Source organism: Streptomyces daqingensis, assembly GCF_014645895.1.
GTDB lineage: Bacteria > Actinomycetota > Actinomycetes > Streptomycetales > Streptomycetaceae > Streptomyces > Streptomyces daqingensis.
Genome location: NZ_BMMP01000006.1, coordinates 22,809 through 48,682 on the forward strand (window position 1 = coordinate 22,809; position 25,874 = coordinate 48,682).

Sequence of the window (25,874 nt, forward strand, 5' to 3'; positions counted from 1 at the left end):
TCAGGATTTTCTTCTGTCGGAAGGGCGGATGTCAGAAAGGTAGAGGCCGGCGAGCATCAGCACCAAGAAGGGGCTGGCAATGCCGACAGCCCAACGCCACGAAGTGGGAACCTCAAACGTCATCAGGGCACTACACGACATGATCAAGGCGAAGACGATCAGTGTCGGGCGTCCGATGTAGGTAGGCCACAGCGAACGAGGATCCCAGAGTTTCAGGGATGCTTCGTTCGAAGACGTTCCGCCCTTCTCTACAGGAATGCTGACTGGCGCCAGCTCCTTCGACTCGACTGAGGGAAGCATGCCGTGCAACACCCAACCACTGTCCGCTACAAGCGCAGCGGGAGTCCCGCTCAGGGAGAAGCGTCCCTCCCGGGATCCTCGCAACACGTCCCAACAGAGCCACAAAGACTCGCCCTTGATCGACTCAGGCAGGTCACCTTCTGAAAGATCAACGATAAAGTGCGCTGTGACATCGGCATCCGTTTCGATCGCCAGAGTGCGCTTGGCTCCCTCATTCGTCTGACCGTTGGAACCACCCGGCTTGCTCCGGAAGGCGGCCGCCCCCAGACACTTTCCGCGGACCGCTCTATCCCGCCGCCCCAATCGGCCGAAGCCACGCAATCCAAGTGAGCCGTATACAAGGGCAATGCCGCCCAAAATGCCGACCGCCCATACTCCGAGCAAAATCCACTTCACCTGGGATGGCAATGTGTCACCGCGTACCTTGTGAATCAGCTGATCCTTGCTGCCTGCCACAGCGCCCAGGCTCGGATCCTTTGGCGCGTACAGAACTGGCACACCGTCTCCCCGGCGAAGTGGGGCAGAAGACTCAGGCTTCACGTTCGCCGTGATGGAATTCTCACCACCACGCGCCGGCAACCGCACAGTTGCCGTGGCGGTGTAGTAGGATTTTCCTCTGCTTGGATCGTGGAATTCTACATCAGTGACCCTGACAATTTCCGCGTTCGCGAATTTTGCACCGACGGAATGAATCCTCTCCACTTCGCTTGGTCGCTGCGGTTCGCCCATCGCCATGACGACAAGCCCCAGCGTGATCGTCCAGATCCCAATAGCGGCGGCGAGAGAGCGAAGTAACTGCTGCTTCCGCGAGGGAATCTTCAGAGGAGGAGCAGCACGGCCTTCCGAAGTATTTCCAGCGACCGAGCTCAAAAAACTGTCAGTGACAACCCTGCTGAATGTTCTCCGACCCGCTTTATGCTGCCACCCGGAAATCGCAGCCAAAACGACAATGCCGGAACCGAGTGCGGAAAGAATCAACATCCTGCGCGAAGACGGTTCCGAACTGAAGGTCCAGGTCACTATCACCGCAAAGAGCACCGCGATCGCTACTGACGCACAAACGCCGCCGAGCTTCTTGCTCTTCTGCTGCTCTTGAGGTTCAGGCATCATCCGAAATCCTCACGAATCTTGTCAAGCGGTGATGCGTTATCACCGGCGACGCCTTTGCTTGCTCCTGAACTTGCGTCGCCGGCGACTTGATCGATCTCTTCGGCAGCGTCCTTTCCCGTATTGGCAGAGATACCACCCGAAACTTCAGCTGATGAGCCGAAGGCTAGATCGCCAGCGATCCTGTCGTGTTCTGGCCTCTCACCCCTGTAATTGAAATCGCTGGACATGTCATCCGCGATGTCTTTCATGCCACGGTCGAACCCCCTGGCAGTACTGGAGAGCCCTCCTGCGGCCCCACCAGTAATCGCCGTAACCGCTGACTGTTTCACGTCAAATTCTTTGTCACTGAATACTGGCGTCGAATTCAATGCGTCACCTGCTACTCCTCCAACTGCCCCAGTAGCCACACCGCTAGCAAAGTCTCCCTTCCCCAACGCAGATGCTGCCTTTCCTGCTGCCGCCCCAGCGGTGGCGCCACCGAGGCCTCCGGCTAGGTTGCTGGAAACCTCGAAACCTTTGCCGCTTACCAGGCTCGTAGCCATGCCACCAGCTGTTCCGCTCGCCCAATTTGCCAAGCCCTCGGCCGCCAGTTTTCCAGCCCTTCCGGAGTTATATAGAGTTCGAAATGCAGTTCCTACCGCCCTCAAGAGAGTACCCAGCCCGCGACATAGATCGAGTGCCCGGTTCACCAACATGGTGACTCGAGCCGTTCCTACAGCAGCCGATACACCGACAGTCAGAAAGGACATACCGACGGAAACTGCCACCGAGATTCCGATCTCGATATAGATTTTTTCAACCTTTTCGTTGACCTCCTTAATCCCTTTTGCAGCCTTATCCAAACCTTCAGCTGCTTCATCAAATTGCGCAGTGGATTTCTCAACCGTTGACTTGAAGTTTTTCCAATGCTGTTCGAACGCCTCTGCTGCTGGACCTCGCCAGGTATCACCTACAGCCCTTTCGACCTCTTTATTGAGGTCCCTGAGAATGCCTTCGACTTCTGATTTCAGGCTTCGCCATTCTTTCGCGGCCTGCTTTAGCTCCTCAGGTCGCCCTCCGGGCTTGATGACCTCAATCCCGAGCTCAATAATCTCTTCGGCGGTCGATTCCTCACCACTCACCCGCTTTCCCCCTACTGCTTACCGAACAAGACGGCCACTTGCTCGTCGTTATCCTCGGTATTCTTCGTTACTTTCTTCAACGCTTCGGCGATGGCATCTAAATGCTCATGTACGATCTTGATCGCGCTCGCAACATCATGAGAATAATCAACGTAGGCTGACGTTACCTCCTCTGATTCCGTCAGCACTCCGAAGCCGTCCGAGATTGCCTCCTCGCCCGTCTCCTGTTTAAATTTTTTTAGATGCGCTTGCAGATCGTACGCATGCAGCTCAAAGCTCTTAGCGAGCCTTTTCATTTTGACAGGATCGACGTAAGATTCCTCGCTCAAGTGAGCTCCTCGACTGTAATGATATTTCGTTCTTGCACAGGTTTACTACCGACCGTGATCGGTGTTATTCGGTGCTTCGGAATCAATCTGAGCCTCCGCCTCTTCGATGAGAGTCGAAAAGGGGAAGCATGACTGATCGAGAAACCCCGACGAGAACTCGCATCAAGCCATGGGTAGTGCGACGAATTGGCCGGAGACCTAGTGAGAATTCCTGGACATCGATTTTGTTGTAGTCATCCGGCTCTTGTCGAGGAAGAACACTCCCCTCCCCGGGTATACGACGGGAGGGGCCACAGAGCCGAACGGTGCGGCCTACGGAGTCCAGGCGCGCATCCTGCCGACATAGACGATCGACAACCTGCGAACCGCAGATTGCGGAGGCTCTCGAACAGCTGAGCCGCAACGAGACGCGGGTGCTGGGCGGATCGGCGCTGTGGCCGTAGCCCATAACCCACTCCCTGCTGTCTGAAGCCTTACCGCGAAGGGGTATTCACCTCTGCGCCCGGCGCCGACCGCTTCCGGCGGTAGTCCCGGGCTGCGATCGCGGTGCCGCCGATGAGGAGCGTCAGCACAGTGCCGGCCGTCATGACGTAGACGGAGATCCGCTGGGTGCGTTCCGTCTTGCTCTCGCCGACGGTCAGCTTCATCGGCGTGACGTGCCGGTCCTGGTCCGCCTTGTCGGGGACGGGCGCGTCCTGCGGGGTGTCGTCCCCGGTCAGGGCCGCGACAGGATCGACGACGCCCCAGCCGAGCTGGTCGTCGCGGTCGGCGCCGGGCCTGTCGGCCGTCTGAGCCATTCGCGCGGCGATCTGGTCAGCGGTCCACTTCGGGTACTTCTCGTACATCAGCGCGGCCACGCCCGCGACGTACGGCGCCGAGAACGAGGTGCCGTCGGCTGAGCACTGCCCGCCCTTGGGGACAGTGGAGACCATGCCGACGCCGGGCGCGGCGATGTCAACGAAGTCTCCCGACTGGGAGAAGAAGGCCCGCTCGTTGTTGCGGTCCGAGGCTCCGACGGCGAGGACGCCGTCGTAGGCAGCGGGATAGGTCCTCTCAGACTTGCCGTTCGCGCCGTCGTTGCCTGCGGCGGCCACGACGAGGATGCCCGCGTCGACGGCCTTGCTGATGGCGGAAGCCAGGTAGGGGTCCGACTCCTTCCTGACGGTGTCGGAGCTGATGTTGATGATCTCGACTTTCTGGGAGACCGCATGGAGGATCGCCTTCGACATCGTCTTGGCGTCGCCCTGTTTCTCGGGGTCGTCGCCACCCGTGTACTGAAGCGGGAGGATCTTCGCTTCCGGCGCGATCCCAGAAAAGCCTGTGTTGGCGGCCTTCCGAGCAGCGATGATGCCGGCGACTCGCGTCCCGTGGCCGTCGGTGTCCGTCGCGCCGGTGGATTTGCCGACGAAACCCTTGCCGCTGCCCTCCAGGGCCGGTCGGATCTGGCGGTTGCCCTTGTCGACTCCCGTGTCGATGACGGCGACCGTGACGCCCTCGCCGGTCGCCTCGCTCCACAACTCGTCGAGGAGTACGCGCTGGAGCGACCACGGCGTGCTCTTGATGTTCTTGCCGCCGAACTTGCATTCGCCGCTGTCGAGACCGAAGTCCGGGATCCGGCCGTCCTGCGTACGCCCCGCGGACGGGCTGCCGCCGTCGGACCGCGCGGCGGAGTCGGCGGCGGCCGGTGCTACGGAGCCGGCCGCGGTCAGGCCCAGTGCCGCGAGCGCGACGAGTGCCCGCTGAGCGCGGCGCGTTCGCCGGAGCCCCGGTGTCACCGCTTCCGCGTTGAGGCGTTGTTCATTCGAAGTAGCGGCAATGGCCATCGTGATTCTCCCCCGGGAAGGCCGGCGAATGCGGAGGCGCTCCCCGGCCCCAGTCGTACACCCGGACGCAACTGCAGGAGCGGGCCGGCCAACGAAACTGGCCGACCCACTCCCTAACGAGCACTGTCGGTTGCTCAGTTGCCCCAGACGCTCGCGTTGCTCTTCTCGGTGGACTGGTAGTTGTCAGCCGAGTTCTGCAGCGCGGTCGCGATCTTGAGCAGCACCTGGTGCAGGTGGTCCGCCGTCTGGTCCCACTGACGCTGCTTGGCCTGGTAGCCCTCCTGAGCGGAGCCCTCCCAGGTGTTGGCGACGCGCTTGACCATGGCCTCAAGGTCGTCGAGCTGGCTCTTGATGCGGCCGGCAGTGGACCTCACGTCCTGCGAAGCCTGCGTCACAGTCTGGAAATTAACGAGAATTCCGGACACTTACGACTCCTCCTTCAGCGATTCTTCGGTAGTAGTAGCTGTGAACTCGTGCGGCGCGGGCGCCGGTTGATACAGGCCGAGCGGGCCTGGATCAGCCGAAGTCCGACATGATCTTGCTGACCTCGGAGTTCTGCTGCTCTTCCGTCGCCGAGTAGTTCTTACGCGTGGAGTCGACGGCTTCCTTGATGTCGTTGAGGATGTTGTTCATCTTGCGTGCATCCTCGTTCCACTGCTGCTGCAGCCGGTGGTAAGCACTGGCGGCCTGGCCCTGCCAGCCGCCGGCGATCTGGCTGATCACACCGTCGAGGCGCTTGACCTCACCCTGGACGGAGCTGTTGACCTCGCTGATCTTCGACGACAGAGCTCGGAGCTCGTCCTCTGTTACCCGAAACTGTCCTGCCATGGCACACCTTCCCCCATGCTCATCCTGTGAACGTCTCAGCAGCCCGGATCGGGCTGGTGGGTCACCCTATGCCACGTACAGAACGGGCCGTCAGCTGACACCGTGAGCACACTATCCTGCCGCACCGACACAACCGTTCGCATGGGATTACCGTCACCTGCTCAACACACCGCCGCGACCGACTTGTTATCCCACCGTGGCCGGTGCTTTGCAGAATCGGACCGAAATGGGCGCCGACCGGGGTCCCAGACCCATTGAACCCGAGAAAGACGTAACTCCCCCCATTCGGGGAGAGTTACGTACCACCCACGGCGCCGGTCTTCGATGCCTCGGAGGATGGCAGCAGCGGCTACAGCCCCTGCTCCTGTGACGCGCTGTCCGTGTCCAGCGTCGGGCCCTTCGGCAGGAGCGACGACCAACTCTCCGGTACCGGAGGCTCCTTGACCTTCTCGTAGCCCAGGCGCGCCGTCGGGCTGTCCTCCTGGGCTCCACCGCCTCCCTGGGAGCCGTCGCCTCCCTTGGGGAGGGCGTAGCGGAGACCCGAGTCGGTCAGCAGGTAGCGGGCACCGCCGCCACCGCCGCCGCGGCCGCTGAACTCCTGGTACAGCAGCCCGGATCCGGAGCTGACGTACGCGCTGGCCGACCCGTCGACGATGTTCGCGGGGTACTCGGGCCCGGCCCACGCGGCCAGTTTGGGAGTGCCGCCGGACCTCTTCCCCGTGTAGACGCTGCAGGAGACGGTGCGGCGAGTGGAGTCGATGCCGTCGGCCTCGCGGTTCACGCGAGTCAGTACATCCTCCGGCCAGCCATTGCCTCCGGTGTCTTCTTCGCCCTCCGCGCCCGCGTTGGTGGCCTGGATGTCGTTGATGGGGATCGGCTTGCGCTGACCGAGACGAGCGCCGCCCATCACAAGCTTCGCGACGAGTGGACTCGCCCGCTGGACCTTGTCCTTCATCACCACGTAGTGATACGGGGTACCCGTGTCCGTGGACTTCAGGACCCTGCCGATCTGGCGGGCCGCGGCGGGGATTTCGTCGACCCCGTCGAATTGGGCGGGACTTCCGGCCCTGCCGCCGAGGTTGGGGAAGGTGAGCGTGGCCCCGTTGTTCAGGGTCTTCAGCCATTGGGTGGACACCTGTTGCGGCTTCTCAGGCTCTTCCATCGCCAGCCTGGTCAGCAGGCTGCGTTGCCCCAGGAACTCCCTGTTGTTCTGCGTGCGCCCGTGCAGGAGCATCTTCGTGCCCGTGCCGTCGACCACGTACTGGTCCCCGGTCTTGCTGTCCTCGACGAAGAGCGCTTCGCCGTCGCCCAGTCGGTACTTGTTCTGCAGCTTGTCCTTGTCGCGGCCGCCCAGCACGAAGACCCCCTGCTGAGGCTCTCCCCGGCCGCCGGGCTTCTCGCAGACGGCCCACTCCTTGGACGCCTCGGCGTCCGCCTTGCTGGGCAGCCGGTCGGGGGCGTACGGAATTCCGATGGTGGCGCCGCGGGCGATCGGGCTTTCGTCGATGTCCTTGCCCGAGACCTCTATGACTTCGCCCTTGCCCTTGTCCAGCACGAGTTTGGCCGACGCGAAGTTCATGACGGGGTGCAGTTGCTTCTTGCTGTTCTTGTTCTCCTGCAGGACGACGTATCTCGTCGTGGAATCGCTGTCGACGATGATGTGCTCGCCCACGTCGTCCCAACCGGGAGGCGCACTGGGGGCGATGGCGCCCCATGCGACGAATCCGGCCACGAGAACGATGCTCATGACGGCACTCGGCATCATCGCCCGAACCGGACGCGGAGCCTCCTCGTCCGAGACTCTCGATTCCGGCTGCAGAAAGGCTGCAAGCGTGCGCTTCCGCGCGAAGGTGTGGGCGCTGAGCTCGTCCCGCCGCGTCGCCATCGGTCCCCGTCTCTCCCGTTCCCGTGCTGGTGAAATACCCGGTGGTGGTGGTGTTTTGGCGGGGTGCCGAATTCACGTCGTGCGCCTCGCGCCGTCGCGCACGGCTTCGCGCCGTCCCCGAGTCCGCCTCCCCCGGCGGCACTACTATGCCGCCCCACCGTGCTCACGCAAACGCCCGGGTGGCGCGACAGGTCGCGGTATCCGCACAATGCCCTCACGGGCTCTGCTGTCGGCCGCATGCGGGACGGCGTCCGCGATGAGTATCCTGACCCGGCCGGTATCCGCTGCGGTGCAGGCCGGTCCGGCCGCGTACGGCGCCGGGGGCCGGAGCAGGGCACACACCGCGACCGGCGAACGACGGCAAGCAGGGGGCGACCGCAGACTCCGCGGCGGCGAATCGCCGGAGCGGGAAATCACCGAAAGCATGACGCAGGCACGCGGACGGAAACGCCGTGCAGCCGGAGCGCTTCCGGTTGCCAGTACGACGGGCGCACCGCACGCAGAAGCGGCGACTGCGGTCAGCAGCCGAGCAGATGACACCTCGAAGGGGAAGTACGGGGGATGACGAGCGCCACCCGCAGCCGGTCCCGGGACCGGCGCGTCCCGTCCCAGCACGACGACGGGCAACAGACCCCGGCGGCATCGCCGGCACCGACGACCGCGACGCTGCGGCTGAGCAGCAAGCCGGGCAGCTTCGGCCCGGTGCGGCTGCAGCAACTGGTCCTGATCGAGATCGCGGCGGGGCTCCTGGTCGTCGCCTGGATCTCACAGAAGTGGCTGCTGGTGCCCGCCGCGGTGGTGGCGGGTCTTCTGACCCTCTTCGCGCTCGTACGCCGCAGGCAGCACCCCCTGTCCGAGTGGTACGAGCTGAAGCGCTCGCTGCGGCGGCGCAAGCGCGGTGAGAGGCATCCGATCCCACAGGGCACCGACCCGAGCCTCGCGCCCGTCGTCGAGTGCGACCCGGCGATCCAGACGTCCACGTACGTGACGCGTGAGGACCGGGCCGTCGGCATGGTCGGCGACGGCACGTTCCTGACGGCGCTGATCGCGGTCGAGGGCAGGGACGCTCCCCTCAAGCCCGGGCGGCTGGGGCGGGTCGAGCGCCCGCTGCCGCTGAACGTCCTGCACGACGCGCTGGCGACCGACGACATCCGGCTGGAGTCCGTGCAGGTCGTCCAGCACACCCAGCCCGCCCCGGCCCCGCATCTGCCCGAACAGTCCGTGGTGGCACGGTCGTACGGGATGCTGCAGGAGGCCTCGGGCATCCCCTCGCTGCGGATGACGTGGGTCGCCCTGAAGCTCACGCCCGAGCTGACCCCCGAGGCCGTCGAGGCCCGCGGCGGCGGACTGGGGGGCGCGCAGCGGTCGCTCGTGCGCGCCGCAGATCAGCTCGCGAGCCGGCTCGAAGGCGCGGGCTTCAGCGCCTCGGTGCTCAACGAGGCTGAGGTCATCCAGGCGCTCGCCACCTCCTCCTGCCTCAACCCCCGCGCCAACAACCCCACTTCACCGGACGGCCGCACCCTCCAGCGGCGCACGGAGGAGTCCGTCCGCGGTTGGCGCTGCGACGACCGCTGGCACGCCACGTACTGGATCAACCGCTGGCCGCAGGTGGGCCCGAGCGCGGTGAGCTCGGCGCACCTGGCGTCGATACTCACGTCGCTGCGCGTGTTCACGTCCGTCTTCAGCCTGACTCTCGGGCCGGGCGACGGGCGTTCGGCGTCCATCGCCGGTCACGTGCGCATCGTCACCCGCAGCGAGGACGACCTGTCGACCGCGCGTCGCGAACTGCAGCGCACGGCGAGCCGGGCGAAGACCGGTCTCGTTCCGCTGGACCGGGAGCAGGTGCCCGGCGTGCTCGCCACTCTGCCCCTCGGAGGCACCAGCTGATGTCCACCCCGATGATGCCCAGGCAGACCGGAATGCCCGGCGCGGGCCTTGGCCGTCAGCAGCCGCAGGGCGGTCTCGGTCAGGACGGCGGACCGGCTGCGCAGCCGCGCCACGTCGCCACAGCCACCGACACGGGCATGATCCCCGTCTTCGGCCGCAACGACGAGACCGACCAGGAGTCCCCGCACCCCCGCCGCCCCGGGTTCGGCCTGCGCGGCCCCCGCCACCTCCGGCACCGGGTCGCCCTCGACGAACTCGCCGCTGTGGGCGTGCCGTTGGGTGACGACGGCATCGTCATCGGCACCGACGCGCAGAAGCAGCCCGCCGTCCTCGGTCTGAGCAGGCGGACCGCGTACGACGTGCTGCTGATCGGCGGTCTGTGGACGGCGCAGGTGCTGGCCCTGCGGGCCGCGGGCACGGGTGCCCGGGTGGCCGTCGAGACGGGGCGTTCGCACGTGTGGACCTCGCTGGTGCGGGCGGCCGGAGCCGAGCAGCAGTGCATCACCATGCACGACGTCGGCCAGGTCCCGTCGCTGGGCCCGTCCTCGAGCAGCCCTGTGATCATCATCCGCGACTGCGGCATGAAGCCGCCGCGCGGGCGCGTGACTTCGGCGCCATGGCAGTCGGTCGTGACGCTGCTCCCCTACCTGAGCCCGGCGGCCCCCCGCCTGCTGCAGACCTCCTCGCTCGTCGGCATCCAGCGCGTGTCCCCGGACGAGGCCGCGCACCTGTCGCGGACGATGCGTCTCCCGCGGGAGGAGACGGAGACCCTTTCGACGCTGGGTGACGGCGTCACCCTGTGGTGCACGCGGAAGGACCGGTACTACTCCCTGACGACGCCGACCGACGCCGAGGCCGGGCTGCTGGGCACCGCGCGGCGTCTCGACTGAGCGCGGCGACGCCGCTTCCGCGATGCCGCGGTCGATGCCGCCGGAGGCCCGGCCCCGGCGGCGTCTGGGCCGAGCGGCAGGTGCACACGGATTCCCGGACCTGACAGGGCCTCCGACAAGCGGAGTTGACCCCAGAACTCCGCGCTCCGAGACTGGACCGAGACCTTCGACTGGTTGAGTCGGGTCGTATCGACAGAGGCGGCCTCCGGGCACGGTGTGCGGACGGGGCCTCAGTGCCGTGCCCAATGCCATGTTGATTAGGCTGGGCCGTGCGCGACAAACGGGGTGTGCGACCACACAGCAGGAGGCATTGTGAGCAGCGATCGGGACGAGATCCGCTGGGGCAGGACGGCGCCCGATACCGATCGGTTCGATGCTGATTCCACGCCCGAGCAGGACAACGAGTCGACGGGCCAGTTCACCATCGACTACACGCCTCCGGCCTGGTACACACAGGACGCCGACAGCGCCGCCGCCCCCAACACCCCTGGCGTGGGCGGGAACCCGAGCGGTCCGATGACTCCGCCTCCTCCGGTCCCCGGTCCTCCTCAGCCGCTGCCGGGTACGCCTCCCGAGCAGCAGCAGGTCGCGCCTGCCCCCGAGCCGCCCCGGTTCCCGGCCGTCGCGCCCGGCACCCCCGCGCCTCCGACTCAGGAACCCGCCGCGCAGAACGACTTCCCGCACGGCATGCCCTCAGCTCCCCCCGCCGAGCCGCGAGGGGGCTCGGACGCGTACGTCCAGCCGCCGCCCGCGTTCCCGCTGGCAGCGGAGCCTCCGGCGCAGCAGGACCCCCGGAGTACAGGGGAGTTCACGCTCCCTCCTGGCCCCATTGACACAGGCCGGACGGACGCCGGCGCGTCCGGTTCCATAGCGGCTTCGGACAGCTTCGACGCCTTCGCCCCCGCGTCGCCGCCCTCTTCCGACGGTCCTGGAACGGGGCATGGGGAGACCGGCGAGTCCGAGCGGAACACCGAGCCGAACGGAGGTCCCGCGGACGCGGACGCGTCGGACGACGACAGCGCTCCCGACGATGCACAGGCTGCGGAAGCAGGGACGCCCGCAGAGCCGGAGGAGCCGGCCGCCGACGTCCAGCAGGAGGACGGCGACTCCGGCGGCGACGCCGACACGTCGGGCGACGTACCGGACAGTGCGGCTGAACAGGACAAGACCGGCGGTACGGCCCCAGTCACGGGTTCGGGCGGCGCGGAAGACGGTGCGTCCGCGCAGGCGCCCGAGCCTCCGTCGCAGGCGCCGTCCTGGCCGCCGAACAACGGCGGCGGTGGTGCTCCGGCGGGCCAGTCGGCCGAACTGCCGCCCCTGCCCCCGGACTTCCCGCCCGCCGATCCCCAGCCCGAGGCACAGACCCCACCGGCGGCGCAGCCTGCCGCCGGCGCCGAGCCTGCCGCGGCCGAGGCCGACCCCGCCGACACGCCCCCCGCGGCACCGATGCCGACGGACGGCACCACCGTGCTGTCCCTGCCTCCGCAGGGGGGATACGGCTACCCGCAGCAGCCTCAGCCCGGCCAGCAGCAGGGACAGCAGGTACCGCCGCAGCAGCCCGGACAGCCCCAGCAGGGCGCGGCCTGGCAGCAGCAAGGACAGCCGCTGCCCCAGCAGCAGCCCGCACCCCAACCCGGCTACGGATACCCGCAGCAGGGGCAGCCCGGACAGCAACCCCCGCAGGCCCAGCACCCCGCGGCCCCCAACACCCAGCAGCCCCAGCCCGGATACGGCTACCCCCAACCCGGACAGCCCCAGCACCCCGCACAGCCCCAGCAGGGCGCGGCCTGGCAGCAGCAAGGACAGCCGCTGCCCCAGCAGCAGCCCGCACCCCAACCCGGCTACGGATACCCCCAACCCGGCCAGCCCCAGCAGCCTCAGCCGGGGCAGCAACCCCCGCAGGCCCAGCACCCCGCAGCCCCCAACACCCAGCAGCCCCAGCCCGGATACGGCTACCCCCAACCCGGACAACCCCAGCACCCCGCACAACCCCAGCAGGGTCAGCCGGGCCAGCCTGGTTACAGCTACGCGCAGCAGGGGCAGCAGGGCCCCGTCGGTCCGGCACCGCACGCGCAGCAGCCGCCGGTCGGCGACCCGGGCGCGGGAGCGGGCCACGTCCCGGGCGAGGACGCGCGCCGTCAGAGCCAGGGCGGTAATCCCCTGGGTTACACGGCCGCAGTGGAACTGTCGTCCGACCGGCTGGTCAACAACCGCAAGAAGCCGCGGTCCCAGAACCCCGCTCTCGGCGGGAAGTTCCGGTTCGGTTCGAAGAAGGAGGAGGCCGAGCGGCAGCGGAAGCTGGATCTGATCCGCACCCCGGTCCTCTCCTGCTACCGCATCGCGGTGATCAGCCTGAAGGGTGGTGTCGGCAAGACGACGACCACCACCGCCCTCGGTTCGACGCTCGCGACGGAGCGCCAGGACAAGGTCATCGCGATCGACGCCAACCCTGACGCCGGGACGCTCGGCCGCCGGGTACGCCGCGAGACGGGTGCGACGATCCGCGACCTCGTCTCCGCGATCCCGTACATCAACAGCTACATGGACGTCCGCCGGTTCACCTCGCAGGCGGCGTCCGGGCTGGAGATCCTCGCCAACGACGTCGACCCGGCCGTCTCGACGACCTTCAACGACGACGACTACCGCCGCGTCATCGACGTCCTCGGCAAGCAGTACCCGATCATCCTCACCGACTCGGGCACGGGCCTGCTCTACTCGGCGATGCGCGGAGTGCTCGACCTGGCCGACCAGTTGGTCGTGATCTCGACTCCGTCCGTGGACGGCGCGAGCAGCGCCAGCACGACGCTGGACTGGCTCTCGGCCCACGGCTACGGGGATCTGGTGCAGCGCAGCATCACGGTGATCTCAGGTGTCCGCGAGACCGGCAAGATGATCAAGGTCGAGGACATCGTGTCGCACTTCCAGACGCGCTGCCGGGCGGTCGTGACCATCCCCTTCGACGAACACCTCTCCGCAGGTGCCGAGTTGGAGCTGGACATGATGCGGCCGAAGACCCGGGAGGCCTACTTCACCCTCTCCGCTCTGATCGCCGAGGACTTCGCGCGTCAGCAGCAGGAGCAGGGCCTCTGGCAGGGCAACGGCAACAACCCGCCCGCCCAGATGCCGCCGCCGCTGCCCGGCCCCCAGCAGGGGTTCCCCCCTCAGCAGCCGTACGCGCAGCAGCCCGGTCAGGTACCGCCGCAGCCGTACGCGCAGCAACCGGGGCAGGTACCGCCGCAGCAGCAGCCTTACCCGCAGCAGGGTGGCTGGCAGCAGCAACAGCCCGGCCAGGTACCGCCGCAGGGCCAGTGAGCAGCAGTCCGAGCTGAAGAGCATCAGTCCGTGAGTCGACGAGACTCGGTCGGACGACGCAGGGAGGGCCGGTCCGGATCATCGGACCGGCTCTTCCGTGCTGACAGTCCGGATGGCCCTGCTAGCGCGCCCGTCGGCAAGCCGAACGCTGGAGAACCGGGTCAACTTGTGGCTGCCGGGCCTTCCTCGGCCCGGGCCACCAGGTCGCGGCAACGGTCGACGTCGCCGGCCATGCGCTCCAGGAACGCCTCGAGGGTGTCGAACTTCTCCTGCCCGCGGATGTACTCGAGGAAGTCGACGGCGACGTGCTTCCCGTACAGGTCGAGGTCGACGCGGTCGATCGCGTACGCCTCGACAGTGCGCTCCGTGCCGTTGAACTGCGGGTTCGTGCCGACCGAGATGGCCGCCGGCATCCGCTCGCCGTCCGCGGTGAGCCAGCCAGCGTAGACACCGTCGGCGGGGACGGCGGTGTGGGGCACGGTCTCCACGTTCGCCGTGGGGTATCCGAGTTCGCGGCCGCGCTGAGCACCGCGCACCACCACGCCCTCGACGCGGTGCGGGCGTCCGAGGACCTCCGCGGCGCCTGCCACGTCGCCCTCTCCGACGAGCCGCCGGACCAGCGTCGAGGAGAAGGGCTCGCCTCCGCCCGCCGTACCGCGCTCGTACAGATCGACGACCACGACGTCGTAGTCGTACGTCGCACCCAGCTCGGAGAGGAAGGCGACGTCACCGGCCGCGCGGTGCCCGAACCGGAAGTTGGGCCCCTCGACGACGCTGCACGCGTGCAGCTTGTCGACCAGCACCTTGACCACGAAGTCCGCGGGAGAGAGCTGCGAGAACTCGGCGGTGAACGGCAGCACGAGCACCGCGTCAACGCCCAGCTCGGCCATGAGATCTGCGCGCCTCGAGTGCGGAGCCAGCAGCGGCGGATGGCTGCCCGGCCGTACGACCTCGCTCGGATGGGGATCGAAGGTGACGACCACAGCGGGTACGCCGAGTTCGCGAGCGCGTGACACCGTCCTGCCGATGATCAGCTGGTGCCCCCGGTGCACCCCGTCGTAGGAGCCGATGGTGACGACGCTGCGCCCCCAGCCCTCCGGGATGTCCTCCAAACCACGCCAGCGCTGCACGTCCTGCTCCTCGCCGATGCCGATGTGTTTCGCCGGTCCAAGGGTGCCATGCCGCTGGGCGGCACCCGCACCGGACCCGCTACTACACGCAGTCGGCCAGCGCCTCTCTCGCACCACGCACTCCCGGTCCGGCCAGCGCGGTCCAAGCGCCCGGAGCGGCTTGGGCGACGGCTGTCCACGCGGCCGGTTCAGCTGCCGTCCAGGCGCGCAGGAGGCGCCCGAAGTCCGGCTGCCCGTCCGCCAGCCCGGTCAGGCGGCGGTCGTAGCAGGCCGCGCCCTCCGGCGTGCGGGCCATCAGCAGACCGAGGCGCCGCACGAGTTCTCCCTGCCCCTGCCCGGACCGGGCCGGTCCGTATGGCTGTGCGTCCTGCGCCGCCTCGGAACGCTGCCGCTCGGCTGCCTCGGCGGCTCCCTGCTGGGACGCCGCTTCCAGCGCCCCCTCCAGCGCCGCGTCCAGGACGTCCAGGTCGCCTTCGCCGAGGAGCAGCACGTCCAGCAGCTCGTCCCGTACCGGGTCCTCAGGTGCGGCGGCGAGCATGCGGGCGAGGCTCGCGCGCAGCGACCCGTAGGGCGAGGTCAGCAGGGCGTCCACCAGCGTCTCCAGCCCGGCTCGGCCTTCGTCGCGATGGGTCAGCCGGAGACGGACGAACGAGGCCAGCGGCTCGCCCGCCCGCTCTGGACGCAGCTCCGCGTACTGGCGGACGAGGTCCGCGGTCGGCTGGGCCAGGCTCGGGTCCCGGACGGTCGCCAGCGCGCCTACCAGGTGGTGCGCGCCGCTGCCGGGTTCGCACAGGCGCCTGCGGAAGGCGGCGAGCACCGGCTCGGGCCGCTCCCGGAGGGCTGCGGTGAGCGCCTCGGAGAGCACCGGCGCCCCCGTGGCGGCGAGCTTCTCGAGCGCCGCGTCCAGATGCTGTTCCCAGCGTTGATCGACGCGCAGGAGCAGAGCCAGGGCCGATTCGTGCAGGAACTGCTCGCCCGGGCGCTCCAGCAGTGCCATGGCTGCTCGCTGGAGAGCGGGGCGTCGCGCTGCTTCGCCGTCGCGAGGACTGTCCTCGCAGACGGCCGGACGGGGCTCGCGGCCCGCCAGCCGCAGCCCGTACTCGGCTGCGGCGGCGCGGCGGAGACAGCGGTCGTCTCCCGCCCAGCGTTCGACTGCCCGGCACAGTTCGGCAGGTTCCTCCTGGCCGAGCTCACCGAGCAGTTCGTCGGCGTGCGGATGGCACGCGTCGATCAGCAGGTCGAGCAACTGCCCGGGAGCGGCGGTGCGGTGGGCGTACAGCAGGGCCTGTGCCGCGGACGCCACCGTGGGCGCGGAGTCGGCGCCCGTACGGGAGTCTGCGCGGCAGCCGAGACTCCGCCGGTCGGTGAACCACGCGCACAGCAGCGGCTGTACGGCCCTGGGCTCGGCGGCGAGCAGGTCGCCCACCACGTCGATGAAACGGCAGGGGCCGTGGTCGTCGTCCGAGCCGTGCGGTGGGTCGGCGGGGAGCATCAGACGCAGCAACTCCGTCTTCCTGGCCGCGGGCAGCGCGATTTCACGCCAGAACCAGGGGCCGAACACACCGGTCCGCCCGCCCCCGCCGATGCGTTCGGCCAGCTCGCGCAGCACACGGCTGTACGGCTGGGCGTCCGGTACGCGCAGAAGTGTCTCCAGCAGCAGACGCGAGGCCCACCAGGCGCGCTCCGTCCTGCCGGAGGCCAAGCAGACGCTGGTCAACGGCAGGAGACGCTGCTGGAGGGCTTCCGGACCGGCGGTCTCGGAGCACTGCAGCAGGGCCTGCACGACCGGCCCGATGCGGTGGCGGGGAACGGCCACGGCTGCCGGCCCCTCGTTGTCACTGTGTACGAGCGTCGCCAGGGAGGCGTCCAGATCGAGGTGGCGCCCCTGGAGCCAGTCGGCGAACTCCTCGTCGGCGAAGCGGAATCCGTCTCCGGCCGGTTCCAGCACCCCCTCGGTCAGCACTGCGGAGGCCCAGCCGCCGGCCTGCGGGAAGACCTCTGCCAGGTCGGCGCGGGCCACGGCGCCCCTGCCTCTTCCCAGGCACCGCCGTGCCGCCTCGTGCAGGGCTCCCGCAGCCCGAGTCGCAAGCCGCCGGACGTCACCGCTGCGTTCCGTACAGCCCTGTGCGACGGCGAGCCTGCGCGCGATCCGCAACGCGGTCAGGTCGAGATGCGCCGAGAACAGCTCGGAACGGCGCGCCAGCGGCGGTACGGGGGCGGCACTTACGCCGGGCAGGGCCTCTTCCGAATCTCCAGCCGCGTCCGCGGCCACGGTGAAGCCGGCAGACCCGGACGGTCCGGCGGGTTCAGCGGCATCGGCGGACTCGTGCCGCGGCCCTCGGGAGTCGGCTCCCAGCGCGGCCCGCACTTCGGCGAGCATCCGCATCGCCAGCGGATGCCCCCTGTCCGCCTCCGGCAACGCGTTCTCGTCCAGCCCGTACCGTTCACGGGCCTGTGCCGCGATCACGGGCGGCATGGGACCGAGCCGCACGCACGGCGGCAGCTCCGGCCCCGCGACTTCGTCGGTGGCACTCCGGGCGGCGCCGTCCGGCTGCCCGGTGTGGAGCATCTCGTGTGGGAGGAGTCCGCCTGCCAGCTCCCAGAATTCGCTGCCGCACGCGAGCACCATGCGCGCTCCCGATGCCCGCAGCCAGCTCGCGGTGCCCGTGATCCACTGCCTCAGCTCGCGGAAGAGCCCGGCGGGCATCTCCTCCGGCGCGTCCAGGAGTACGAGGAGGGGACAACGCACGTCCCGGGCCAGCCGTGCCACGACGTCCGCGCTCGGCACGCTCTCGTCGCCGGCCGGAAGCCCCGCTTCGAGCGGGCCGTTCGCGTACCTGGACCCCGCCCCGGTGACGGAGCGCGCGGCCTCGGTCAGCGCCCGCCCGACCGCCTCCCGCACGCTGCCGTCGCCCTCCTTGAGGGATGCGCCGCGCAGCCACACGGCCGGGGCCTGTTCGGCCGAGCACCGGGCCGCGAGAGCGGCCAGTTCCGTGCTGCGGCCCGTGCCCGGCCGCCCCACGAGGGCGACGACGGAGGCCTCGCTGCCGGCGAACCGGCCGAGCGCGTCGGAGACATGGGGCCGGCGTACGTGCAGCCGGGCGCGTTCGGCCACGGGCTTCAACGACGCCTGGGTCAGCTCCTGTACGCCCGCCGGGTTCAGATCGGGACCGTAGCCGGGGACGGTCCGCGCGTTACGCATCAGGACGTCCCGCAACTCCCCTTCACCCTCCCACAGTTCGTCGTCGGTGAGAGGCACCGCGAAGCAGGCCGTCCGGTCAGGCGTGTGCAGTGCGGTGCCCAGCACGCCCAGGACCGCGCCGGTGGACGCGTCGACGACCGGGGACCCCGACGCCCTGCTGCTGAGGTGCAGTGCGACGGCCTCCGCCTCCGGAAGGGCCAGCTCCACCACGTCGTCCAGCGTGTAGACGCGCTCCGTCGAGGTGTAGGTGACGCGTGCCCTGCCGGCCAGCCGCGCCTCCGTCCAGCTTCCGGACGGGACCGAGGAGGCCCGCGAGGGAGTCTGCCCCGTGCGCAGTCGCACGGCCGCACCCACGGCGCGGGTCCGCTCGTCCCCGATGACGAGAGGGGCGCCGTTCAGGCCCTCCGTCCGGATCAACGCCAGGTCGCGCTCCGGGAACTGAACGATCTGATGGGACTTCGCCAAATGGCTCCGGCCGTCCGGAGAGTGCACGACCAGGCGGCCGAGACCGTCGACGGCCTCGTGACTGGTGATCACCGTGCCGTCGTGGTCGGCGAAGAAGCCGCTGCCACGGGGGCGCCCGGCCAGATCGCAGATCCTCACCGACACGGGCTCAGTCAGCACCGCTCCCGCACCCATCACGCACCGTCCAACTCGCCGTACCTGCTGCCGACCCTCCCCCGACTCCTCGACGGTAGACGGGAGTTGATCAGTGAGGACAGGCTGTCGGAGAACGCGCCCCCTGCCACGCCGCCGACTCGCACCGAGCGCCCGGCCATTCGAGTGAACGCAGCTCACAGGACAGGCGGGCAGCGCGAGCTCCCTCTATCGAACTCGCGCGAGGCCGGTCTACGCGAAGACGGCCAGGCTCTTCGCCCGCCCCTTCCGCTCCTCGACGAGAGCGACGAAAGAGCCGTCGGGCCCGAACACGGCGACGGGCTCGGGTTCCTGGCCGGGTGCGCTGAACTCGCCTGCGGGCATGCGCAGCTGAGCACCGTTGCCGATCAGGCGCGCCTGCTCCGCGTCGACGTCCCAGCGGTGGAACGCCGCGGCGGCGGCCTCGTGGAGCGGCAGCACCGACATCGGAGCACCGCCGTCTACCTCCTGCTGCAGGTCGTCCAGCGTGCGCGCGTCCTCAAGCCGGTACGGTCCGACCCTCGTGCGCCGCAGCTCCGTCAGATGCCCGCCGGTCCCCAGGTCGCCCCCGAGGTCGCGGGCCAGCGCCCGCACATACGTCCCGGAGGAGCACACCACCGAGACGAGCAGGTCGGTCACGCACGTGCCGTCGTCGGCCTTCAGCTCACGCACGTCGTGCACGTCGAAGGAGGAGACGGTCACCGAGCGGGCGGCCAGCTCGAACTCCTCGCCCTCGCGGACCCGTTGATACGACCGCTTGCCGTCCACCTTGACCGCGCTGACCTTCGACGGCACCTGCTGGATCTCGCCTGTGAGCCGGGCCACGGCCGCGTCGACGGCCTCGCGGGCGACGCCGGAGGCGCCCTCGGAGGCCGTGACCTCGCCCTCGGCGTCGTCGGTCACGGTGGTCTGCCCGAGGCGCACCGTCGCGACGTACTCCTTCTCCGTGAGCGCCAGGTGCCCCAGCAGCCGCGTCGCCTTCTCGACGCCGATGACGAGCACTCCGGTCGCCATCGGATCCAGCGTCCCGGCGTGACCGACCCGCCGCGTGCGGGCGATTCCGCGCAGTTTCGCCACCACATCGTGCGATGTGAAACCGGCGGGCTTGTCGACGACCACAAGCCCGCCCGGTCCGTTGTCCTTCTTACGCGCCACAGATCATTCGCTCTCGTCCTCGTTCGCGTCACCGGCCTGCTCGTCCTCGCCCGGCTTGCGGTACGGGTCCGCCCCGCCCGCGTAGTCCGCGCCCGAGGAGGCCCTGCGGACCTCCTCGTCGGAGGCCTTCGCCCGAGCCAGCAGATCGTCGATCGTGCGGGCGTTCTCGGGCAGGGCGTCCGCGACGAACGTGAGGCTCGGGGTGTGCTTGACACCTGCCGCGGCCCCGACTGCCGTACGCAGCACGCCCTTCGCGCTCTCCAGCCCGGCAGCGGCCGCCTTGCGGTCCTCGTCGTCCCCGTACACCGTGTAGAAGACGGTCGCCTCCCGCAGGTCCCCGGTGACGCGGGTGTCCGTGACGGTCACATGTGTGCCGAGCCGCGGGTCCTTGATCCCCCGGTGCAGCTTTTCCGCGACCACCTCACGGATGAGGTCTGCCAGCCTCTTAGCCCGTGCATTGTCGGCCACTGGTCCGTCTCCTTGCTAATCGTCGTCTTCTCCGTGGAAGCGCCGCCGAACAGACAGCAGTTCCACCTCCGGCCGGGCGGCGACGAGCCGCTCGCACCGGTCGAGTACATCCGTCACATGCCCCGCGTCCCCCGACACCGTGGCGAGGCCCAGCCTGGTACGCCGGTGCAGATCCTGGTCGGCCACTTCCGCCACACTCACCGCGTACTTCCTCTGCAGCTCGGCGACGATGGGCCGGACGACGGAGCGCTTCTGCTTGAGCGAGTGAACATCGCCCAGCAACAGGTCGATCGAAAGAGTCCCCACATACACACGGTGATCGTACGAGATGCCGCCGGGGCCGATCGACGGAGTTTCCTCCGCCGACCGGCCCCGGACCGGCTCATGCGCTCTGCGCGCACTGCGAGTCGAGCACGACCGCGGCGTCAGCCGCGGGGCTTCTCCCGCATCTCGTACGTCGCGATGACGTCGTCGACCTTGATGTCGTTGTAGTTGCCGAGGTTGATACCACCCTCGAAACCGTCACGGATCTCGGTGACGTCGTCCTTGAAGCGCCGCAGCCCCTCGATGTTGAGGTTCTCCGCGATGACCTTGCCGTCGCGCAGCAGGCGGGCCTTGGTGTTCCGCTTGACCTCGCCGGAGCGGATGAGGACACCCGCGATGTTGCCGAGCTTGGAGGAGCGGAAGACCTCGCGGATCTCCGCCGTGCCGAGCTCGACCTCTTCGTACTCCGGCTTGAGCATGCCCTTGAGGGCCGCCTCGATCTCCTCGATGACCTGGTAGATCACCGAGTAGTAGCGGACGTCGACACCCTCGCGCTCGGCCATCTGCGTCGCACGCCCCTCGGCGCGGACGTTGAAGCCGATGACGATGGCGTCCGAACCCGTCGCCAGGTCGATGTCGGTCTCGGTGACCGCACCGACGCCGCGGTGCAGGATGCGCAGGTCGACCTCGTCGCCGACGTCCAGCTGCAGCAGCGAGGACTCCAGGGCCTCGACCGAACCGGAGGCGTCGCCCTTGATGATGAGGTTGAGCTGCTGCACCTCGCCCGCCTTGAGCACCTTGTCCAGGTCCTCCAGGGAGACCCTGCGGGTGCGCTTGGCGAACGCGGCGTTGCGCTCGCGGGCCGCACGCTTCTCGGCGATCTGCCGGGCCGTACGGTCCTCCTCGACCACCAGGAAGTTGTCGCCGGCGCCCGGGACGTTGGTCAGACCCAGGACCAGGACGGGGGTCGCGGGACCCGCTTCCTTGATGTTCTCGCCCTTGTCGTCGAGCATCGCGCGGACCCTGCCGTAGGCGTCGCCCACGACCATCGTGTCGCCGACGCGCAGGGTGCCCCGCTGGACCAGCACCGTCGCCACGGCGCCACGGCCGCGGTCGAGGTGGGCCTCGATCGCGATGCCCTGTGCGTCCTGCTCCGGGTTGGCCCGCAGGTCGAGCGCGGCGTCCGCGGTCAGCACGACCGCTTCGAGCAGCGCGTCGATGTTCTCGCCCTGCTTGGCGGAGATGTCGACGAACATGGTGTCGCCGCCGTACTCCTCGGCGACCAGGCCGTACTCGGTCAGCTGACCGCGCACCTTCGTCGGGTCGGCGCCCTCGACGTCGATCTTGTTGACCGCGACCACGATCGGCACCTCTGCCGCCTTGGCGTGGTTCAGCGCCTCGATCGTCTGCGGCATGACGCCGTCGTTCGCCGCGACCACGAGGATCGCGATGTCCGTCGACTTCGCACCGCGGGCACGCATGGCGGTGAACGCCTCGTGACCGGGGGTGTCGATGAAGGTGAGCTTGCGCTCCTCGTCGTTCACCTCTGTCGACGCCTGGTAGGCGCCGATGTGCTGGGTGATGCCGCCGGCCTCGCCAGCGATGACGTTGGTCTTGCGGATCGCGTCCAGCAGCCGCGTCTTACCGTGGTCGACGTGACCCATGACGGTCACTACCGGAGGCCGCGGCATGAGCGCCTTCTCGCCGCCCTCGTCCTCGCCGAACTCGATGTCGAAGGACTCGAGAAGCTCGCGGTCCTCCTCCTCCGGGCTGACGATCTGGACGACGTAGTTCATCTCCTCGCCGAGCAGGCTCAGCGTCTCGTCGGAGACGGACTGCGTCGCGGTGACCATCTCGCCCAGGTTGAACATCACCTGGACCAGCGACGCCGGGTTGGCGTTGATCTTCTCCGCGAAGTCGGTGAGCGAGGCACCGCGCGAGAGCCTCACAGTCTCGCCCTTGCCGCGCGGCAGCATCACGCCGCCGACCGACGGCGCCTGCATCTGCTCGTATTCCTGACGGCGCTGCCGCTTCGACTTGCGGCCACGCCGCGCCGGACCGCCGGGACGGCCGAAGGCACCCTGCGTACCGCCACGGCCGCCGGGTCCACCGGGACGCCCGCCGAAACCGGGACGGCCACCGCCGCCGGGACGACCGCCGAAGCCGCCGCCACCGCCCGGACGGCCACCGCCGCCACCGCCGGGACGTCCGCCGAAGCCGCCGCCACCGCCGGGACGGCCACCGCCGCCACCGCCGGGACGGGGACCGCCGCCCGGGCCGCCGCGGCCCGGACCGGGACGGGGAGCGGCAGCGGGACGCTGCGGCATCATGCCCGGGTTGGGGCGGTTGCCGCCGCCACCCGGACGCGGGCCGCCCTGGCCGCCGCCCTGCGGACGCGGCATGTTGCCCGGGGTCGCACGACCGCCCGGAGCCTGCGGACGCGGGCCGCCCTGGCCCTGCCCGGGCTTCGGGGGCTGACCCGGCTTCGGGGCGCCACCGGGGCGCGGCGCCTGCGGGCGCGCCATGCCGGTCGAGCCGCCGGACGTGAAGGGGTTGTTACCGGGGCGCGGACCCGAGGGCCTCGCGCCCGGCTTCGGGGCGCCCTGACCGGGACGCGCGCCGCCCTGGCCGCGACCGCCCTGGCCCTGACCGGGACGGGGCGCCTGCTGACCCGGCTTGGGAGCCTGGCTGGGCTTCGGTGCCGCCGTACCCGGCTTGGGTGCCTCCGCCGCGGGCGCGGTGAACTCCGGCTTCGCCGGACCCGGCTTGGGGGCGCCCGGCTTGGGGCCCTCCGAGGCGGGAGCCGCGGGTGTGACAGGACCGCCGGCCTCGCCGGCCGCAGGCCGGGCGGGGGACGACGGAGCTTCCGGTGCCGGCGCCGGTGCGCCGGGCTTGGGGGCCTGTGCCTTGGCAGGCTTGGCGGCGCTTCCCGCGCCGGTCTTCGCCGCGCCGCCCGGCTTGGGGGCGGCCTTCTTCGGCGCCGCAGGCTTCGCCGCGGACTTCTTGGCGGCGCCGCCACCGGCACCGCCGCCCGCGTCGAATGCGTCAGTCAGCTTGCGAACCACCGGCGCCTCGATCGTCGAGGACGCCGAGCGGACGAACTCGCCCAGTTCGTTGAGCTTGGCCATGACGACCTTGCTCTCGACTCCGAGCTCCTTCGCGAGCTCATATACCCGGACCTTAGCCACTTCGCTCCTTACGGTCCGGGGGGCTCTCCGCCGGACCTTCGCTACTTATGCATGGGCGTACTCACGCGTACTCATCGAGTGCTCATCGCAATCTCGACCTACTTCCGACTCGCGAGGTACCTCTCCGAACGGAGGGTTCCGAACGGACTGTCTTACGGTTTCGTCTGCTCGATCTGCTCCACCTGCCGGCGAAGCTCCGCCACGTCGAACGGGCCCGGGCCTCTGAAGGCCCGGTTGAACGCCCTCCGGCGCACTGCCTGCTCGAGGCATGCAGACGTGGGATGCAGATAAGCACCCCGGCCGGGCAGCGTACCCCGAAGATCGGGAACGCACCGTCCCGCGGTGAGCACCACACGCAGCAGATCGGGTTTGTCCGAGCGCTTCCGACAGCCCACGCAAGTGCGCTGTGGGCATGCTCGGACTTGCGTCCGGCCAGACACCTTTAAGTCTACCTCCCCGCGCCGCTGCACCCCTTCGGGGGTAAGCGGCACCCTTATGGTTTCAGCCCTGTTCGGCAGCGTGTCCGGAGGCCGATTCGGGCTCTGCGGAGACGGCCTCGCCGGCGTCCGCCGTGTCCGGGCGGATGTCGATGCGCCAGCCGGTCAGCCGGGCGGCGAGACGGGCGTTCTGACCTTCCTTGCCGATGGCCAGTGACAGCTGGTAGTCGGGCACCGTCACCCTGGCGGAGCGTGCAGCGAGATCGACGATCTCGACTTGATTCACGCGCGCCGGGGAGAGCGCGTGCGCGACGAGATCCGCCGGGTCGTCCGACCAGTCCACGATGTCGATCTTCTCCCCGTGGAGCTCCGCCATGACGTTGCGCACCCGGCCGCCCATGGGGCCGATGCAGGCGCCCTTGGCGTTCAGGCCGGAGCGGGTGGAGCGCACCGCGATCTTCGTACGGTGACCCGCCTCGCGCGCGATGGCGGCGATCTCGACCGAGCCGTCGGCGATCTCCGGGACCTCCAGCTCGAAGAGCTTCTTCACGAGGTTCGGGTGAGTGCGCGACAGCGTCACGGACGGGCCGCGCACGCCCTTGGCGACCCGGACCACGTACGTGCGCAGCCGCGTGCCGTGCGAGTAGTCCTCGCCGGGCACCTGCTCCTGCGGCGGAAGGATGGCCTCCAGCTTGCCGATGTCGACGAGCACGCTCTTGGGGTCCTTGCCCTGCTGCACGACGCCCGCGACGACGTCGCCCTCGCGGCCCGCGTACTCGCCGAAGGTGACCTCCTCCTCGGCGTCCCGCAGCCGCTGCAGGATGACCTGCTTGGCGGTGGTCGCGGCGATACGGCCGAAACCGCTGGGGGTGTCGTCGAACTCGCGCGGCTCGGCACCCTCCTCCAGTTCCGACGGGCTCTCCTTGGCCCACACCGTCACGTGGCCGGTCTTGCGGTCCAGCTCGACCCTGGCGTCACGGCGGCTGCCCTCCGTGCGGTGGTAGGCGATGAGGAGAGCGGACTCGATCGCCTCGATCAGCAGATCGAGCGAGATCTCCTTCTCCCTCACCAGCCCGCGCAGGGCGCTCATGTCGATGTCCACGGCTACGCCTCCTCCTTGCCTTCCTCGTCAGCGGCCGCGGACCCGTCCTGCGCTCTGCTCTCGGCGGCCTTGCGGTTGAACTCGATCTCCACCCGGGCCTTGGCGACGTCGCCGAAGGCGAGCCTGCGGCGGGTGGGCTTGCGGCCCTTCACGCCGGGGACCTCGAGGTCGATGCCCTCGTCGTCCACCGCCGTGATGCGGGCGGTGACCTCGCCGCCCCCTGCGGCGTCGGTGAGATCTGCCTTGATCAGCCGCCCTGAGGCGCGGCGGTAGTGCCGCAGCTCGGTCAGGGGGCGGTCCGCGCCGGGGGAGGTCACTTCCAGGACGTACGGGCTGCCGCCCATCACGTCCGTCTCGTCCAGCGCCGCCGAGAGCGTGCGGCTCAGCTCCGCGCACGTGTCCAGCTGGACTCCGTCGTCGGAGTCGACGACGACGCGGAGGACGCGGCGCTTGCCCGCGGGGGTCACCTCGACCTCTTCGAGGTCCAGCCCCTTCTCGCCGACCAGCGGTTCCAGCAGCCCGCGCAGCCTCTCGCTCTGGGTGGTGCTCATCCGGGTGACTCCTCGGCCGCGTGTGCTGTTGTAGGGGGCCTCGTGACAGGGGGCGTTCGCCGCCTCAAGCCTAACGTCTGGCGCGCGCACCGCCGACCAGATGGGGGATCCGCGCGGGAAGTCAGGAACGTTCGGGTACGCATGGGGCAACAGGGGCGGCCCGGCGGTGCGTTCGACAGCACGCGGGTACGCTCGCGTGGCGATGATCACCGTGCGCGGTGCTCACCGCAGATGTTCGAGCGATGACTCGTGTCCA

General features: G+C 69.1%; 19 protein-coding genes. 3 read left to right on the forward strand and 16 right to left on the reverse strand.

What is annotated here, in order from left to right:
* The 7 genes from IEY56_RS10265 to eccB form a co-directional block, all read right to left on the reverse strand.
* Window positions 1–1,410, reverse strand: a complete 1,410-nt coding sequence (locus IEY56_RS10265; RefSeq protein ID WP_189037083.1) for a DUF3592 domain-containing protein — start codon at window positions 1,408–1,410, stop codon at window positions 1–3.
* On the reverse strand, window positions 1,407–2,531 hold the full coding sequence (locus IEY56_RS10270) for a WXG100 family type VII secretion target (protein ID WP_189036836.1): 1,125 nt from the start codon (window positions 2,529–2,531) through the stop codon (window positions 1,407–1,409). Before IEY56_RS10270 ends, IEY56_RS10265 begins: the two co-directional genes overlap by 4 nt.
* Before the next feature lie 11 nt (window positions 2,532–2,542).
* Entirely contained in the window at window positions 2,543–2,860 is a 318-nt protein-coding gene (locus IEY56_RS10275; protein ID WP_229711772.1) for a hypothetical protein, read from the reverse strand.
* A 473-nt stretch (window positions 2,861–3,333) separates the two neighbouring features.
* Complete coding sequence (gene mycP / locus IEY56_RS10280) at window positions 3,334–4,683, reverse strand: type VII secretion-associated serine protease mycosin (RefSeq protein ID WP_189036837.1); 1,350 nt, start codon at window positions 4,681–4,683, stop codon at window positions 3,334–3,336.
* 134 nt (window positions 4,684–4,817) lie between these two features.
* On the reverse strand, window positions 4,818–5,108 hold the full coding sequence (locus IEY56_RS10285; RefSeq protein ID WP_189036838.1) for a WXG100 family type VII secretion target: 291 nt from the start codon (window positions 5,106–5,108) through the stop codon (window positions 4,818–4,820).
* Window positions 5,109–5,199: 91 nt separating this feature from the next.
* Window positions 5,200–5,511, reverse strand: coding sequence for a WXG100 family type VII secretion target (locus tag IEY56_RS10290; protein WP_045865071.1), 312 nt, complete (start codon window positions 5,509–5,511; stop codon window positions 5,200–5,202).
* Window positions 5,512–5,860: 349 nt separating this feature from the next.
* Window positions 5,861–7,396, reverse strand: a complete 1,536-nt coding sequence (gene eccB, locus IEY56_RS10295; protein WP_189036839.1) for a type VII secretion protein EccB — start codon at window positions 7,394–7,396, stop codon at window positions 5,861–5,863.
* A 561-nt stretch (window positions 7,397–7,957) separates the two neighbouring features.
* Between eccB and eccE the strand changes: the two genes are divergently transcribed.
* The 3 genes from eccE (at window position 7,958) to IEY56_RS10310 (ending at window position 13,485) form a co-directional block, all read left to right on the forward strand.
* A complete protein-coding gene (gene eccE / locus IEY56_RS10300) occupies window positions 7,958–9,283 on the forward strand; it encodes a type VII secretion protein EccE (RefSeq protein WP_189036840.1) in 1,326 nt (441 codons plus the stop codon).
* A 32-nt stretch (window positions 9,284–9,315) separates the two neighbouring features.
* Window positions 9,316–10,173, forward strand: a complete 858-nt coding sequence (locus tag IEY56_RS10305) for a hypothetical protein (RefSeq protein WP_373292065.1) — start codon at window positions 9,316–9,318, stop codon at window positions 10,171–10,173.
* Between the two features lie 312 nt (window positions 10,174–10,485).
* Window positions 10,486–13,485 carry an SCO5717 family growth-regulating ATPase gene (locus tag IEY56_RS10310; protein WP_189036841.1) on the forward strand — a complete coding sequence of 1,000 codons (3,000 nt, stop codon included), beginning with the start codon at window positions 10,486–10,488 and terminating at the stop codon, window positions 13,483–13,485.
* A gap of 161 nt (window positions 13,486–13,646) precedes the next feature.
* Here IEY56_RS10310 and IEY56_RS10315 read toward each other — a convergent pair whose 3' ends face one another.
* The 9 genes from IEY56_RS10315 to rimP form a co-directional block, all read right to left on the reverse strand.
* Complete coding sequence (locus IEY56_RS10315; protein ID WP_189036842.1) at window positions 13,647–14,615, reverse strand: bifunctional riboflavin kinase/FAD synthetase; 969 nt, start codon at window positions 14,613–14,615, stop codon at window positions 13,647–13,649.
* Between the two features lie 82 nt (window positions 14,616–14,697).
* Window positions 14,698–18,441, reverse strand: coding sequence for a S1 family peptidase (locus tag IEY56_RS10320; protein WP_189036843.1), 3,744 nt, complete (start codon window positions 18,439–18,441; stop codon window positions 14,698–14,700).
* A 225-nt stretch (window positions 18,442–18,666) separates the two neighbouring features.
* Window positions 18,667–19,608, reverse strand: coding sequence for a tRNA pseudouridine(55) synthase TruB (gene truB, locus IEY56_RS10325; protein WP_189036844.1), 942 nt, complete (start codon window positions 19,606–19,608; stop codon window positions 18,667–18,669).
* Window positions 19,609–19,611: 3 nt separating this feature from the next.
* Complete coding sequence (rbfA, locus tag IEY56_RS10330) at window positions 19,612–20,076, reverse strand: 30S ribosome-binding factor RbfA (protein ID WP_189036845.1); 465 nt, start codon at window positions 20,074–20,076, stop codon at window positions 19,612–19,614.
* 15 nt (window positions 20,077–20,091) lie between these two features.
* Entirely contained in the window at window positions 20,092–20,388 is a 297-nt protein-coding gene (locus IEY56_RS10335; protein ID WP_045865062.1) for a DUF503 domain-containing protein, read from the reverse strand.
* Window positions 20,389–20,501: 113 nt separating this feature from the next.
* Window positions 20,502–23,528 carry a translation initiation factor IF-2 gene (gene infB, locus IEY56_RS10340; RefSeq protein ID WP_189036846.1) on the reverse strand — a complete coding sequence of 1,009 codons (3,027 nt, stop codon included), beginning with the start codon at window positions 23,526–23,528 and terminating at the stop codon, window positions 20,502–20,504.
* Window positions 23,529–23,680: 152 nt separating this feature from the next.
* Window positions 23,681–23,968, reverse strand: a complete 288-nt coding sequence (locus IEY56_RS10345; RefSeq protein WP_074467893.1) for a YlxR family protein — start codon at window positions 23,966–23,968, stop codon at window positions 23,681–23,683.
* Window positions 23,969–24,029: 61 nt separating this feature from the next.
* A complete protein-coding gene (nusA, locus tag IEY56_RS10350; RefSeq protein ID WP_189036847.1) occupies window positions 24,030–25,067 on the reverse strand; it encodes a transcription termination factor NusA in 1,038 nt (345 codons plus the stop codon).
* A gap of 2 nt (window positions 25,068–25,069) precedes the next feature.
* On the reverse strand, window positions 25,070–25,618 hold the full coding sequence (gene rimP, locus IEY56_RS10355) for a ribosome maturation factor RimP (protein WP_189036848.1): 549 nt from the start codon (window positions 25,616–25,618) through the stop codon (window positions 25,070–25,072).
* Window positions 25,619–25,874: the final 256 nt, after the last annotated feature.

What these genes read in the sequence shown, in the direction of transcription:
- IEY56_RS10290 (WP_045865071.1), bottom strand. Translation starts at nt 5,511, where the DNA reads ATGGCAGGACAGTTTCGGGTAACAGAGGACGAGCTCCGAGCTCTGTCG.
- eccE (WP_189036840.1), top strand. Translation starts at nt 7,958, where the DNA reads ATGACGAGCGCCACCCGCAGCCGGTCCCGGGACCGGCGCGTCCCGTCC.
- eccB (WP_189036839.1), bottom strand. Translation starts at nt 7,396, where the DNA reads ATGGCGACGCGGCGGGACGAGCTCAGCGCCCACACCTTCGCGCGGAAG.
- IEY56_RS10265 (WP_189037083.1), bottom strand. Translation starts at nt 1,410, where the DNA reads ATGATGCCTGAACCTCAAGAGCAGCAGAAGAGCAAGAAGCTCGGCGGC.
- IEY56_RS10305 (WP_373292065.1), top strand. Translation starts at nt 9,316, where the DNA reads ATGCCCGGCGCGGGCCTTGGCCGTCAGCAGCCGCAGGGCGGTCTCGGT.
- mycP (WP_189036837.1), bottom strand. Translation starts at nt 4,683, where the DNA reads ATGGCCATTGCCGCTACTTCGAATGAACAACGCCTCAACGCGGAAGCG.
- rimP (WP_189036848.1), bottom strand. Translation starts at nt 25,618, where the DNA reads ATGAGCACCACCCAGAGCGAGAGGCTGCGCGGGCTGCTGGAACCGCTG.